Source organism: Methylorubrum extorquens (genome assembly GCF_024169925.1).
GTDB lineage: Bacteria > Pseudomonadota > Alphaproteobacteria > Rhizobiales > Beijerinckiaceae > Methylobacterium > Methylobacterium extorquens_A.
Window position 1 is genome coordinate 2,412,325 of the sequence record NZ_JALJXF010000001.1, and the last position, 14,044, is coordinate 2,426,368.

The 14,044-nt window shown below is 67.9% G+C and carries 12 protein-coding genes and 1 pseudogene; 2 read left to right on the forward strand and 11 right to left on the reverse strand.

Features of this window, described 5'->3' with window-relative positions; translation table 11 throughout:
• Window positions 1–6 precede the first annotated feature (6 nt).
• The 3 genes from J2W78_RS11380 to J2W78_RS11390 form a co-directional block, all read right to left on the reverse strand.
• Complete coding sequence (locus tag J2W78_RS11380) at window positions 7–3,147, reverse strand: efflux RND transporter permease subunit (RefSeq protein ID WP_103711584.1); 3,141 nt, start codon at window positions 3,145–3,147, stop codon at window positions 7–9.
• 10 nt (window positions 3,148–3,157) lie between these two features.
• Window positions 3,158–4,873 (reverse strand): efflux RND transporter periplasmic adaptor subunit, encoded by a 1,716-nt coding sequence (locus tag J2W78_RS11385; protein ID WP_245436443.1) that lies wholly within the window; start codon window positions 4,871–4,873, stop codon window positions 3,158–3,160.
• Window positions 4,874–4,954: 81 nt separating this feature from the next.
• Complete coding sequence (locus tag J2W78_RS11390) at window positions 4,955–5,329, reverse strand: DUF2946 family protein (RefSeq protein WP_103711583.1); 375 nt, start codon at window positions 5,327–5,329, stop codon at window positions 4,955–4,957.
• 430 nt (window positions 5,330–5,759) lie between these two features.
• Between J2W78_RS11390 and J2W78_RS11395 the strand changes: the two genes are divergently transcribed.
• Entirely contained in the window at window positions 5,760–5,939 is a 180-nt protein-coding gene (locus J2W78_RS11395) for a hypothetical protein (RefSeq protein WP_181017409.1), read from the forward strand.
• 329 nt (window positions 5,940–6,268) lie between these two features.
• Here J2W78_RS11395 and J2W78_RS11400 read toward each other — a convergent pair.
• The 3 genes and pseudogenes from J2W78_RS11400 to J2W78_RS11410 all read right to left on the reverse strand — a co-directional run.
• Window positions 6,269–7,042: pseudogene (locus J2W78_RS11400) on the reverse strand (cobalamin-binding protein); the annotation flags it as partial.
• Between the two features lie 136 nt (window positions 7,043–7,178).
• Complete coding sequence (locus J2W78_RS11405; protein WP_103711600.1) at window positions 7,179–7,913, reverse strand: DUF4396 domain-containing protein; 735 nt, start codon at window positions 7,911–7,913, stop codon at window positions 7,179–7,181.
• Between the two features lie 14 nt (window positions 7,914–7,927).
• Window positions 7,928–8,677 carry a glutaredoxin family protein gene (locus J2W78_RS11410; protein WP_103711581.1) on the reverse strand — a complete coding sequence of 250 codons (750 nt, stop codon included), beginning with the start codon at window positions 8,675–8,677 and terminating at the stop codon, window positions 7,928–7,930.
• A 137-nt stretch (window positions 8,678–8,814) separates the two neighbouring features.
• Between J2W78_RS11410 and cueR the strand changes: the two genes are divergently transcribed.
• Window positions 8,815–9,288 (forward strand): Cu(I)-responsive transcriptional regulator, encoded by a 474-nt coding sequence (gene cueR / locus J2W78_RS11415; RefSeq protein ID WP_103711580.1) that lies wholly within the window; start codon window positions 8,815–8,817, stop codon window positions 9,286–9,288.
• A 40-nt stretch (window positions 9,289–9,328) separates the two neighbouring features.
• Here the strand turns inward: cueR and J2W78_RS11420 are convergent, their stop codons facing one another.
• The 5 genes from J2W78_RS11420 to J2W78_RS11440 form a co-directional block, all read right to left on the reverse strand.
• Window positions 9,329–9,511 carry a hypothetical protein gene (locus J2W78_RS11420; protein ID WP_103711579.1) on the reverse strand — a complete coding sequence of 61 codons (183 nt, stop codon included), beginning with the start codon at window positions 9,509–9,511 and terminating at the stop codon, window positions 9,329–9,331.
• Window positions 9,512–9,570: 59 nt separating this feature from the next.
• A complete protein-coding gene (locus J2W78_RS11425) occupies window positions 9,571–9,903 on the reverse strand; it encodes a four-helix bundle copper-binding protein (RefSeq protein ID WP_103711599.1) in 333 nt (110 codons plus the stop codon).
• 162 nt (window positions 9,904–10,065) lie between these two features.
• Window positions 10,066–10,464 (reverse strand): DUF305 domain-containing protein, encoded by a 399-nt coding sequence (locus J2W78_RS11430; protein WP_103711578.1) that lies wholly within the window; start codon window positions 10,462–10,464, stop codon window positions 10,066–10,068.
• A gap of 38 nt (window positions 10,465–10,502) precedes the next feature.
• The gene (locus J2W78_RS11435; RefSeq protein ID WP_103711577.1) at window positions 10,503–10,868 is read right to left on the reverse strand and encodes a hypothetical protein; all 366 of its coding nucleotides are present in this window, start codon (window positions 10,866–10,868) and stop codon (window positions 10,503–10,505) included.
• A 24-nt stretch (window positions 10,869–10,892) separates the two neighbouring features.
• Entirely contained in the window at window positions 10,893–14,039 is a 3,147-nt protein-coding gene (locus tag J2W78_RS11440) for an efflux RND transporter permease subunit (protein ID WP_103711576.1), read from the reverse strand.
• Between the last annotated feature and the right edge of the window lie 5 nt (window positions 14,040–14,044).

The following is a 14,044-nucleotide window of genomic DNA, read 5'->3' on the forward strand; positions in this document are numbered from 1 at the left end:
AGGTGACTAGAACGCCTCGACCGGACGGGGCTCGATACCGGCCGGGGCGGCGGGGCTGCGGACGGAGGCGGTTCGCAACCGCTCCAAGGCTTTCCGTCCGAAGGTGAGGAACAGGAGCGGCGTCAGCACCGTGTCGAGCAGGGTGGCGCTGACCAAGCCGCCGAAGATCGTCACCGCCACGGGGTGCAGGATCTCCTTGCCCGGCTCCTCGGCCCCGATCATCAGCGGGACCAGGGCCACGCCCGCCGAGAGCGCCGTCATCAGTACCGGCGTCAGGCGCTCCAGGGTACCCCGGATGACCAGGTCGCGCCCGAACGGCAGCCCCTCGTGCAGGGCGAGGTTGAGGTAGTGGCTGATCTTCAGGATGCCGTTGCGCGTGGCGATGCCCGTCAGCGTGATGAACCCGATCATCGACGCGACCGACAAGGGCTGACCCGCCAGCCAAAGGGCCAGCACCGAACCGATGAGCGCCAGGGGGATGCTGCCGAGGATGATCAGCGTGAACACGACCGACCGGTACCGGCTGTAGAGCAAGGCGAAGATCATCCCCAGCGACAGGAGCGAGAGCGTGCCGATGGTTCGGCTCGCCTCGGACTGCGCCTGGAACGACCCTTCCAGGTTCGTCGTGTAGCCGTTGGGTAGCTTGGTCGCCGCCATCTCCCGCTGGATGGCCGCCACGATCCCGGTCATGTCGGTCTTGCCGTCGGTGTTGGCCTGGACCACGATCCGGCGGCGGGCATTCTCGCGCAGGATCTGGTTCGGTCCGTCAGTCTCGCGGATATCGGCGATCTGGCGGGCGGGGACCCATCCCGAGGGCGTCTCGATCAGGAGGTCGCCCAGGCGCTGCGTAGTGCGCATGGTGTCGGGCAGCCGCATCACCACGTCGAAGCGGCGGTAGCCGTCCACCACGCGGGACACGACCTGGCCATTGGACAGGCGGCTGAGTTGCTCGACGAGCGCCGCCGGCTGGACGCCGTAGAGGGCCGCCCGGGTGTAGTCGACCCGGATTTCCAATTGCGGGATTCGGACCAGCTTCTCGACCTGGAGGTCGGCGATGCCCGGGATATTGGCCATGCGCCGCCGCAAATCCTCGGCGAGGCTGCGCAGGGTGTCGAGGTCCTCGCCGAACACTTTTAGGGCAATCTCGGCGCGGACGCCCGAGAGCATGTGGTCGAGGCGGTGCGAGATCGGCTGGCCGACGTTGATGGAGACCGGCAGCACCTTCAGGCGCTCCCGGATGTCGGCCACCAGTTCGGCCTTGGGCCGGCCGCCGGGCTTAAGGTCGATCTCCAGGTCGGAGGAATGCACCCCCTCGGCATGTTCGTCGAGCTCGGCCCGGCCGGTGCGGCGGCCGACGGAGCGGACCTCCGGGATCTCAAGGACCAGCTTCTCGGCGATGAGGCCGACCCGGTCGCTCTCGGAGAGCGATATCCCGGGGCTGAAGGCGGCGGTGACCGTGAACGAGCCCTCGTTGAAGGGCGGCAGGAAGGCGCGTGGCAGGAACACCGCGGCCGTGCCGGCGAGGATCACGGCGGCGGCGACCGTGGCCATCACGAGCCGCCCATGGGCGAAGGCACGCAGCAGGAGCCAGCCGTTGAAGCGCTTGAGCACGCGCACCAGGCCGCTCTCGTGCTCGTCCAACCGCTTGAGGCCGGGCAGCAGGTAGTAGGCCATCACCGGCGTGAGGGTGATGGAGACGACGAGGCTTGCCAGGATCGAGATGATGTAGGCCTGACCCAGCGGCGCGAAGAGGCGGCCCTCGATGCCCGACAGGGCGAACAGCGGCACGAACACCAGGACGATGACCATCGTGGCGTAGACGATGCCCGAGCGCACCTCCTGCGAGGCCGACACAACCACGTCGAACACGGAACGCGGGTTCCCCACTGCCCGGTTCTCGCGAAGCCTGCGGAAGATGTTCTCGACGTCCACCACGGCGTCGTCGACGAGCTCGCCGATGGCGATGGCAAGGCCGCCGAGCGTCATCGTGTTGATGGACAGCCCGAGGAAGTGGAAGATCACCGCCGTGGTCAGGATGGAGACTGGGATCGCGGTCAGCGAGATCACCGTGGTGCGCACGTTGAGGAGGAAGGCGAAGAGCACCACCGCCACCACGGCGACGGCCTCCAGCAGCACCTTCTCGACGTTATGGATCGAGGTCTCGATGAAGTTGGCCTGCCGGAAGATGAGCCGGTCCGCCTGGACGCCCTTGGGCAGGCTCGTGCCGATCTCCTTGAGCGCGGCCTCGATGGTCTCGGTCAGGCGGACGGTGTCGACGCCGGGCTGCTTCTCCACCGAGACAACCACGGCCGGAGCGCCCATGTAGCCGCTGTCGCCGCGCTTGGTCTTGGCCCCGAAGGAGACGTCCGCGACCTGGCGAAGATAGACCGGGCGCTTGTCGACGGTCGCCACGACCATGTTGCGAAGGTCGTCGAGGTTCATGGTCCGGGCGACGTTCCGGATCAGGTACTCGCGGGCGTACTGGTCGGTGAAGCCGCCGCCGGTGTTGGTCCCGAACTGCTGGAGGGCCTTCTCCACCTGCTCGTAGGTGACGCCCAGCGCCCGCATGGCGGTGGGCTGGGGTGCGATCCGGAACTGTCGGACCTCGCCGCCCATCGGGATGACCTGCGCCACGCCGGGAATCGAGAGGAGGCGCGGGCGGATCGTGAAGTCCGCGATCTCGCGCAGCTCCATGGCCGAAACGGTGTCGCCGGTGACGGCCACCATCACGATCTGCCCCATGATGGAGGAGATCGGGCCCATCATCGGGCTGACATTGGCCGGAAGCTGGGGCCGCACCATCGCGAGGCGCTCGCCCACCTGCTGGCGGTTGCGATAGATGTCGGTGCCCCAGTCGAACTCGACGTAGATCACCGACAGGCCGACGCCCGAGACCGAGCGCACGCGGCTCACCCCAGGAAGGCCGTTCATCTGGGTCTCGATGGGGAAGGAGACGAGTTGCTCCACCTCCTGCGGGGCGAGGCCCTCGGCCTCCGTCATGACCGTGACGGTGGGCCTGTTCAGGTCGGGGAAGACGTCGACCGGCAGCTTGGTGACGGTGAAGGCGCCGTAGAGCACCAGCACCGCCGCGATGGCGAGGACCAGAGTGCGGTTCCCGAGGGACCGCGAGACGAGGAACGTGAACATACGCCTGCCCTCACCGAACCTGGTTGATGAGTTCGGCGCCTTGGGTCACGACCCGCTTGCCGTTCCCAATGCCGGAGACCACCAGCACCCGGGCGGCATCGAGGGGCTCGACCTGCACCTCGCGCGGCTCGAAACGTTCCGCCTGCGTGTGTTCGTAGACGAGGGCCTGCCCGTTGGCGGAGCGCACGACGCTTGCCCGAGGGAGCGCGAGACCTTGCAGGGGGGCGCTGCTGCTGGCGTGCACCGTCACGAACTGGCCGGTGCGCAGGTCGGGTTGCTCGCCCTCGATGGCGAATTGAACGGGTACGGCCTGGCTGCGGTCGGCCAATCCGGCGCCGCGGTAGTTCAGAGTCAGGGTGCGTCCGTCGGCCAACCGAGCCGAGGCGTTCTGGGCCGGCGCCAGGGCCTCGAAGCTGAGGGCCTCGACCCATAGCTTCGCAGGGTCGGTGATCTGGAAGACCATCGTACCCGGGCTCGCCATCTGGCCGGCCATGGCGTTGGCCTCGGCGATGACGCCGGAGACGGGTGCGATCAACGGTTCGGGCTGAAGGCGGATCTTGTCGAGGGCGGTGCGCCTGTCCTTAAGCCCGGACAGTTCGGCGTTGGCCTCGTCGAGCTGGACCTGCGAGACCGCACCGCCCGGGGCCAACTTCTGGAAGCGTTCGACGCGCCGCTGCACGATGGCGATCTGCTGGTCGAGCTCGCCCTGACGCTGGCGCATGTCCGAGGCGTCCACCGCCTGGATTGGAGGGGTGACGAAGGCGAGCACGTCGCCCTTGGCGACAGGTGTGCCCAGCCGCGGGAACACCCCCGAGGGCGGCGGCGACAGGCGCCCGCCGACGGAAGACTGCACGACTCCGCTCGCATTCGGGTCGGTGATGACCCGGCCCGGCATCTCGGTGGTGCGGGCCAAGGCGCTCGTGGCCGTCACCACCGTGCGGATGGTCAGGAGGCGCTGGGTCGGCTTGGGCATGAATACGCTGCCGTCCGGCAGGCGCTGGGCCACGTCCCGGCTGGCGCCGTTCGGCGCCGCCATCAGGGTCTTGGGCTCGTTCCCGTGGTCGTGGCCCTCGTGGGCGTTGGCCCTCGGCGCCAACACGACGCCCGCCGCCAGAACCAGGACCGCCACGGCCGGTGCCGAGCGGCGTCGTCCGAGCAGGAGCGTGAGGCCGACGCCGAGCACGAAGCCGGTACCGCCGATGACGAACGCCATCGGATCAGCCTGGGTCAGGTGGTGCTGGAAATCGTGGGCGATGGCGAGGCCGCTCGTCCAGGCGGTGGGCGGACCTGCCGTGGCGGCGGGAGGCTCGGGCACCTCAAGCTCCACGGGAAAAACATCGCTCGTGCCGTCGGCCAGGGTCACGGTGAAGGTCAGGTCGTAGGCGCCCGGCTTCTCGCTCCAATGGGCGTCGACCAGGTAGGCCCCGTCCGGCGTCGCGGTCGCGGTTACGGCGCCCTCGGGCGTTTCCGCCTGGACGGTGGCCCCGGTCACGGGCTCGTTGCTGCCGGTGCGGTCGACGTAGACCATCAGCGCGCCGTTGCGGGCCACGACCACGACCTCGAAGGCGTCCGAACTCGATACGCCGCGGGGAGCGGTGACCGCGGGAGCGGACTTCGCCTCCTCTCCATGGTCGTGGCCCTCATGGGCAGGGGCGGCTCCGCCCCATAGGCAAAGCAGCAGCGCCGCCGCGCTCAGGGCAGCGGCCAACGGATTACGACGCATCATCAGGAATTCCTTCGCACCAAAACACCGGCCGCCGTCCCTCAAGACGGCATGCCGCTACAGGCGCGCCTCAGCGCGCCAGGTTCAGGCGAAGGATCGAGGGGGCTCGGGCAGCGCCTCTGGCGCTCGGCTCGGGGGTGCGAGATCCGCGGGTCCGAGCGCCAGGCGCAGCGAGCGCCAGACGCGCCCGACCGCGGCGGCTTCCGTAACCGTCAACCCGCCATGGCAGGCACACGCCGCACAGCAGGCCGCATGCGCCTTGGACTTGTTGGTGTCCCCGGCATGATCGTGGCCGACCTGCGAGCCCTCGGAGACCGCCGTTTGGCCATCGTCGACTGCCGCCACCAGCGTCGGGCCGTGCGTATGGCCGACGTGAGCGTGGACCACCGACGGCATGACGAAGGCCACGATCATCAGGATCGCGGCCAGACAGCGCCATGTTTGTCGGGTCAGGGTCATCACGTCGCGAACTCTATCACACGCGGCCGAAGCCAACATCCAGTTTGTGACGGCGGGGGCGGTTTGCAAGGCCGACGGTTACCGGCTCACTTTGGACGCGGCTCACCCGGGTGTGTCTGTTCTGTATTCGTCGGCCAAGTTTGGTCGCAACGCAATGACGGACCGAGATTTCACCCTGACCTGAAGGTCCGGTCGCCCTTCGTCACTGTACATTCAGCTTGCGACGCCTAGCATCCTGAATACGGAGACATTTCCGTGATCCAGGAGGCGACAATGGTTGGACGTCTTTTTGCGATGATCGGCGCTGTGATCTTGGCAGTGACCCTTCAGCTCACCCCGGCGAAGGCAGCCCCCCTTGCGACGAGCCCCGGCCTCGTCGACCCCATCGGAAGTCCGGTGCAGACCGTGCAGCACTGGGGCCACCATCACCATGGGGGCCACCACCATCACCATGGGGGCCACCACCATCACCGGCGCCACCATCATCACCATGGCTGGGGACACCACCATCATGGCTGGGGGCACCATCATCACTACCGGCGGCATCAGCACCACTGGGGCCACCATCATCACCACCATCGTCGGCACAATCACCACTTCTGAGGCGTAGATCCGAGATGCGGCAGGACTGCCCGCCGGGGCGGCCGTGCCGGTTCCGTAGCGTCAGGCTGCGCTCACCGTACCGTTCAGTGCGATCCTGGCCGCATCGGTTCGCCGGTAGCCGTCATGGCGCGGTCGTCCGAGCGGGTCGGCATGCACGCGCCGTATCCAGCCTCGCCGGACGAGGACCTCCAGCGAGCGCGCGTCGAGGCGCGTGGCCTCGATCCAGCCGTCGTCCGGGACCTTGAGAAGCTGGGCGCGATGGCGTTCGGTCAGGCGCCACGGCGATGGGGCCGGGACGGGCACCTGCCAAGGGGCCTCGGCGTGCGGGATCGGATGCCCGAGCGCCTGCAGGATGGCGTCCAGGCCATCCGTAAGGGCCGCAGGTCCGGGCTGCAGGATCAGGGGCGACTTGATCTCGACGATGCGACCCTGCGCGACGGCGGGGATTGCGGCCCAGCCCGGCCGGCCGGCGATGCGGGAGGGCACGACCTTCTTCCCGCACCAGGACGCCAGGATGACTTCGGGCGCAGCCGAGATCACCGCTTCCGGCGCCACGATGCGATCCTTGGCGGCCCCCTGCCGGGAAAGCTCCGGGAAGATGTCGTCGCCGCCGGCGATTGCCACGAGCTCGGAGACCCAGCCGATGCCCGAGATCAGGGGCTCGTCCCATTCCTCGAAATAGACCCGCGGCCGCGGCCGTTCGTTGGCCTGCTCCGCTACGCGCGCGAGTCTGGCCTCGTAGCCACGGACCAGTGCCTCCGCCTTGTCGCGGACGTCGACCAGGGCGCCCACCGTGCGGATCATGGCGAGGATGCCGGCGACGTCGCGGTGGTTGAACGCGTGCACGGCAACGCCGGCCCTGACGAGGTCGGCGACGATGCCGGCCTGAAGGTCCGAAAAGGTGAGCACCAGGTCGGGGGCGAGGGCGAGAACCTTCGGAATGTCGGCGCTGGTGAAGGCGGAAACCCGCGGCTTCTCGCGGCGGACCTGCGGCGGACGGACGGCATAGCCGGAGACTCCGACGATGCGGTCCTCCACGCCGAGGAGATAGAGGGTCTCGACGGTCTCCTCCGTCAGACACACGATGCGTTCGGGCGGGAAGCGGCGCATGACCCTGCATATCCTCATGGGCGGGTTTCGGAAGCGGCGTCCCAACGGAAGGGCTGCGTTCGCACCTAGCCCTTGTGGTGGCAGGCACCTGGGGATGCGTCACATGCTGGAGGGCGGTCAGGGGCACGAAATCCTGTCACATCCGCTCCTTGATCCCGGTGGAGACGAGCCACCAGTTCACCGGGTAGCTGGTCAGGAACCCTGCCACCATGGCCACCTGCATGGCGAACCAGAACTCGACCGAGTTCACCGGCGCTGGCTGCCCCGCGAGGTGCGGGAACACGGCGAATTGGGCGAACGCCATGAAGCCGTACATGCCGACCTGCCAGGCGATCAGCGACAGGGTGTCGGCCTTGAGGGCTGCGACGATGCCCTGGCCCGGGGAGAGCCCGCGCATCGGCACGATGGCGTAATACTGGAACACGATCCCAAGCCCGAAGGCGAACACGAAGTCCAGCACCCAGACCGCGTACATCTTCTCCTCGAAGAGCGAGTGCCAGCCGAACCAGACCGCCACCGCCGGCACGAGGAAGGCGAGCCACTCGGCGGCGACGTCGCCGAGCATGCAGCCGCTGCCGCAGTGGAGCGCGCCCTTGCCCACCATCACCGGAAACGGCGTTTGCGTCATGTTCGGAGGCTTCTCGTCCCGCTCCATCGCGCGGTGATGCGCCTCCATGGTCGCGAGGCGGCCATAGCGAAAGTAGGCCCAGACCACGACCACCGTGCCGAACAGGGCGCTGACCGGCCAGACCACGTTCATCACGGTCATGTGCTGCGGATGCCGGATCACCTGCACCGACAGAAGGATCGAGCAGGCGGCCCCGAGCAGCAGGGCCAGGATGGAGAGCGCATGGAGCCAGGCGGGGAACATCGTGGCCATGCCGCTCAATGCCCCATCGCCAGCATCCAGATCGCCATGGCGACCATCATCACGTTCTCGGTCAGCGAGACGAAGCCGAGCGGCACCTTGCTCGACCCGCCGACGCAGGCGCACTTGATCTCGCGTTTGTCGACGTAGACCGCCTTGAACACCGAGACCGCGCCGACGGTGCCGATGAACAGGGCCACGGGGATCGACAGCCAGTTCAGGGCGCCGGCCACCATCAGGACGCCGGCGATGCCCTCCAGGAGCGGGTAGGCGTAGGCGTAACGCACCCAGCGCTTGGCCAGCAGGTCGTACCCGAGGAACATTGAGGAAAAGGTCTCGACGTCCTGCAGCTTGAGGAGGGCCAACACGCACATGCTGAAGGCGATGAACCACTCGGCCGCCCGGACGGTCAGCGGCGTGCCGTACACGGCGTAGCTCGCCGCGAGCGCCATCAGCGCCGTCATCGAGAACACCGCCACGACCGGCGTATAGGTCGTCGCGTTCGGGTCGTTGGCGGCCCGTCCGAAATGCCGCCTGAGATCGTCGAAGCCCCCGACGCGCTCGCCGTTGATGAAGGTCTGGGGCGTCGACTTGACCCCGTGCTCGGCCTTGAAGCGGTCGGTCTCCTCGCGGGTGGTCAGCCAGTGGTCTTCCACCTGGAAGCCCTGGCGTTCGAGGAGATCCTTCGCCTTGAGGCCGTACGGACACGTGTGCTGCGGCATCATCATGCGGTACAGGACCGCCTTGCGGGACGCGGTGGCTTGCATCGGAAACTCCGTGGGTTGTCTGGCCGGGATGCCGTCCGGGCTTCGAAGTGGAAGCAGGGTGCGGGCAGCGGCCGATTGGGCTTGCGGACCTTCCTGCACCTTCCCATTATGGGAAGGTCAACTGAGGGGCTCCTACGATGAATATCGGCGAGGCGAGCCGGGCCTCCGGGGTCTCGGCCAAGATGATCCGGCACTACGAAAGCATCGGGCTCGTGCCCCCGGCGGACCGGCGCGACAGCGGCTATCGCGATTACGGAACCGCCGACCTGCACCGGCTCGGCTTCGTCCGGCACGCCCGGGACCTGGGCTTCTCGCTGGACCGCATCCGGGTGCTGCTAGGACTCTGGAGCGATCCCGACCGCAGCAACGCCGACGTGAAGGCCATCGCGAGGGCCCACGTGAAGGAACTCGAACAGCGGGCCCGCCAATTAAACGAGATGGCCGACGCCCTGCGGTCCCTGGCCGACGCCTGCGACGGCGACGGTCGGCCGGATTGTCCGATCATCGCCAGCCTGGAGACCGGGGCCGACGTCTCAGCCAGCCGTCCGGGCGCGTCCCCGGGGCCGGCGCGGCCTCCCACACCTCGCAGGAAGGCCGTCGCCAAGCGCTGAAGCGAACGGATCGGTCGCTCCCGACGCCCGGCGCGCCGCATCACATGGCCACCTTCTTGCCCATGCCGTCGCAGCAGCAGCCCTTCTTCCCGCTTTTCATCGACATCGAGGCCATCGGCTTGGCGCACATTCCTTTGGCGCCCTTTCCGCAGCACCCGGCCGCCAGGGCCGGGGTCAGCGAGAGGGCGAGCATCGCGGCCGCGGCCAACATCATCTGCTTCATCGTTTTCTCCTGGGTGGTTCGGAAACGTGAGGAACGGCCCCGGAGGCCGTCCCCGGGGCTCAGGCCGCCATCTTGCGGCAGCTCTCGGCGCAGCGGCGGCACTGCTCGACGCAGTCCTGCATGTCGCCCACCTGCTCGCAACTCTTCGCGCAGGCCTCGCAGACCTCCGCGCAGGCCCGGCAGGTGTGCCTGTGCTCGGGGGTCCCGAGCAGCATGAAGTGGGCGGAGGTCCGACAGATCTCCGCGCAGGCCAGCATCAGGCGAAGATGCTCCGGCTCAACGTGCTTGCCCCCGGCCGGCAGGCAGTGGTTTGAGGCCATCCCGAGGCAGGTTTGATAACAGCGTAGGCACTCATCGATGCACGACTGCATCTCGCTCGACATGTTGTGCATGATATCCACTCCATCAATTGGCAAAATGATGTCATTGACTAACAATATCAAGCACATTAGACACCTGATCTTGTTAGTATCACAACCAAGCACTCCGACTAAGGTTCAATTATTCCGTCGAAATAGAACTCAACGATAATTGATCCCTATTTTTGCATGCGGTCACTTGGCATTCTTCTTCAGCCATGCCTCCATATCTGCAACCTCCTTCTTCTGGTCATCGATGATTTTCTGGGCCATCGCCTTGGTCGCCGGGTCCTTGGCGTGCCTCAGCGCCACCTCGGCCATGGCCATCGCACCCTTGTGGTGCGGGATCATGTGCGTGCGGAAGTCGACGTCCGTGTCGCCCGTGTAGGCCACGTCCATGTCCTTCATCATCGTCATGTCGGCAGCCTTGAATTCCTTGGTCGAGGCGTTGTCCTTCGGGTCGGGCTTCATCGAGTCCCCGGCACCCATGCCCGGCATGGAACCGTGGTCGTGCGTGGCTTGGGCGATGGCCGGACCGGCGAGCCCGAGGGAGACGAGGGCGGCGAACAGGGTCGTGGTGGTCGAGGTGGCCATGGTGCGTTTCCTTCTTGGGTCGGGATCGAACGGGTGGATCAGTTGAACTTGCCGCTGGCGGTCGCGCCGTCGGGGGCGGTGAGCTGGACGGCGCCCTTCGGGCTGTCGCCGAGCGCCACGGACGCCTTGCCCGAGAGGCGGTTGCCGTCTGTCGGCTCCAGCGGCACGCGGGCCGGCTTGCCGCCGACGACGAGGATGGCGGTGCCCTTGAAACCGGTCGCCGGGACCGGTTTCTGGCTTCCGTCCGACACGAACACGTCGACCGTCTCGCCCTTGGCGACGAGCTCGACGTGGTACTTGCCGGCATCCGTGACGCGGCCGCCGTGCTGGCCGGCCGTCTCGTGCGCGCAGGCCGGCATCGCGACCAGCGCCCCGGCCATCAGGGCCATTCTCCAGGGGATCATCGGTACTCTCCTTCGTGGGGTGGATCAGAACGCCTCGACCGGACGCGGTTTCGCGCCGTCCGGACGGGGGGCATCGGGGGTTTCGGCCTGCGCGGCGCGCAGGCGCTCCAACGGCGCCCGCCCGAAGCGCAGGAACAGGACCGGCGTCAGCACCGTGTCGAGGAGGGTCGCGCTGATCAGGCCGCCGAAGATGGTCACCGCGACCGGGTGCAGGATCTCCTTGCCCGGGGTCGCGGCGTCGTAGAGCAGCGGCACCAGGGCCACGCCGGCCGACAGGGCGGTCATCAGCACCGGCGTCAGGCGCTCCAGGCTGCCCCGCACCACGAGGTCGCGCCCGAACGGCATGCCTTCGTGCAGCGACAGGTTCAGGTAGTGGCTGATCTTCAGGATGCCGTTGCGGGCGCTGATGCCCGTCAGGGTGATGAACCCGATCATCGACGCCACCGAGAGCGGCTGCCCCACCAGCCACAGCGCGAGCACGCTGCCGATGAGGGCGAGCGGCACGTTGCCCATGATGATCAGCGCCAGCACGGCCGAGCGGTAGCGGCTGTAGAGGATGGCGAAGACCAGGGCGAGGGACAGGGTGGACAGGGCCGCGATGGTCCGGCTCGCCTCCTCCTGTGCCTGGAACGTCCCCTCCAGGCTTGCAAAGAAGCCCGGGGGGAGCTTGGCCTCGGACACCTGATGCCGGATGGCCGCCACGATGGTGGCCATGTCGCTCGTACCGTCGGTGTTGGCCTGGACGACGAGGCGGCGCCGGCTGTTCTCCCGCAGGATCTGGTTCGGCCCGTCCGTCTCGCGGATGTCGGCGACCTGGCGTGCCGGCACCCACCCCGACGGGGTCTCGATCAGCAGGTCCTTCAGCCCCTGCGTCGTGCGCTGGCGCTCCGGCAGGCGAAGGAGCACGTCGAAGCGCTTGTAGCCGTCGGCCACGGTCGAGACGACGCGCCCGTTGGAGAGGCGGCTGAGTTGCTCGACCACCGCCGAGGGCTGGACCCCGTAGAGGGCCGCCCGGGTGTAGTCGACCCGGATCTCCAATTGCGGGATTCGGACCTGCTTCTCGACCTGCAGGTCGGCCAGACCCGGGATTTTTGCCATGCGGTCGCGCAGGTCGTTGGCCACGCTGCGCAGGGCGTCGAGGTCCTCGCCGAAGATCTTCAGGGCGAGCTCCGCCCGGACCCCGGACAGCATGTGGTCGAGGCGGTGCGAGATCGGCTGGCCGACGTTCACCGAGAGCGGCAGCCGGGACAGGCGCTGCCGGATGTCGGCCACCACGGCGTCCTTCGGCCGGCCACCGCCCTTGAGCTCCACCTCGATCTCGGAGGAATGGACGCCCTCGGCGTGCTCGTCGAGCTCGGCCCGGCCGGTGCGGCGTCCGACCGAGGCGACCTCCGGGATGTCGAGGAGCAGCTTCTCGGCGATCAACCCGACGCGATTGCTCTCGGCGAGCGAGATGCCCGGATTGAACGTCGTGTTGACGGTGAACGAGCCCTCGTTGAAGGGCGGCAGGAAGGCCCGCGGCAGGTTCCAGGCGGCGATGCCGGCCGCGACGACCGCGATGGCCACCGTGGCAACGAGCACCCGCTGGTGCCGGAAGGCGATCCCGAGCAGCCGGGCGTTGCCACGCTTCAACCATCGCAGGAGGGCGCTGTCGTGCTCGGCAAGGCTCTTGAGCCCCGGCAGCAGGTAATAGGCCAGCACTGGCGTCAAGGTGACCGACACCAGCAGACTCGCCAGGATCGAGATGATGTAGGCCTGCCCCAGGGGCGCGAACAGCCGCCCCTCGATCCCGGACAGGGCGAACAGGGGCACGAACACGAGGACGATGATCATCGTCGCGTAGACGATGCCGGAACGCACCTCCGAGGACGCAGCGACCACGACCTCGAAGGTCGAGCGCGGCGAGCCGGCCGCCCGGTTCTCGCCGAGCCGTCGAAAAATGTTCTCGACGTCGACCACGGCGTCGTCGACGAGCTCGCCGATGGCGATGGCCAGCCCGCCCAGCGTCATCGTGTTGATCGACAGGCCGGCGAGGTGGAAGGCGATGGCGGTCGCCAGGATCGAGACCGGGATGGCGGTCAGCGAGATGACCGTGGTGCGCACGTTCAGCAGGAACGCGAACAGCACGATGGCCACCACCACGATGGCCTCGACGAGCACGCGCTCGACGTTGGCAATGGAGGTCTCGATGAAGTTCGCCTGGCGGAACAGGATCTGGTCGGCCTTGATGCCGTTCGGCAGGGTCGCGGTGACCTCCTTCAGGGCCGCCTCGATCTCGCGCGTGAGCTTGACGGTGTCGACGTCGGGCTGCTTCTCGACAGAGACGATGACCGCGGGCTTGCCCATGTAGCCGCCGTCGCCGCGCTTGACCCTGGGGGCGAAGGAGACGTCCGCCACCTGGCGCAGGTAGACCGGCGCGTCGCCGACGTTGGCGACCACGACGCTGCGCAAATCGTCGAGGCTCATCGTCCGGCCGATGTTCCGGATGAGGTACTCGCGGGCGTACTGGTCGGTGAACCCTCCGCCGGCGTTGGTGCCGAACTGGGTCAGCGACGCCTCAAGCTGGGCGTTCGTGACGCCCAGCGCCCGCATGGCCGCGACGTTGGGACTGACGCGGAACTGGCGCACCTCCCCGCCGATGGGAATGACCTGGGCGACGCCCGGGATCGTGAGGAGGCGCGGCCGCAGGATGAAGTCGGCGGCCTCGCGCACCTCCATCGGGGTGGCGTTGTCGCCGGTCACCGCCACCAGAAGGATCTGGCCCATGATGGAGGAGATCGGACCCATCTGCGGAGTCACGTTCGGGGGAAGCTGGTCGCGGACCAGGGTCAGGCGCTCGGCGATCTGCTGCCGATTCCGGTAGATGTCGGTGCCCCAGTCGAACTCGACGTAGACGATGGACAGCCCGACGCCGGAGACCGAGCGCACCCGGCTGACGCCGGGCAGGCCGTTCATCCGGGTCTCGATGGGGTAGGTGACGAGCTGCTCGACCTCGGGCGGCGCGAGCCCCTCGGCCTCGGTCATGATGGTGACCGTGGGCTTGTTCAGGTCGGGAAACACGTCCACCGGCAGCTTGGTGGCGGTGAAGGCGCCGTACAGGATCAGGACGGCGGCGACCGCGAGGACGAGCAGGCGGTTGCGCAGGGACTGCGTGACGAGGACGTTGAACATGGCGG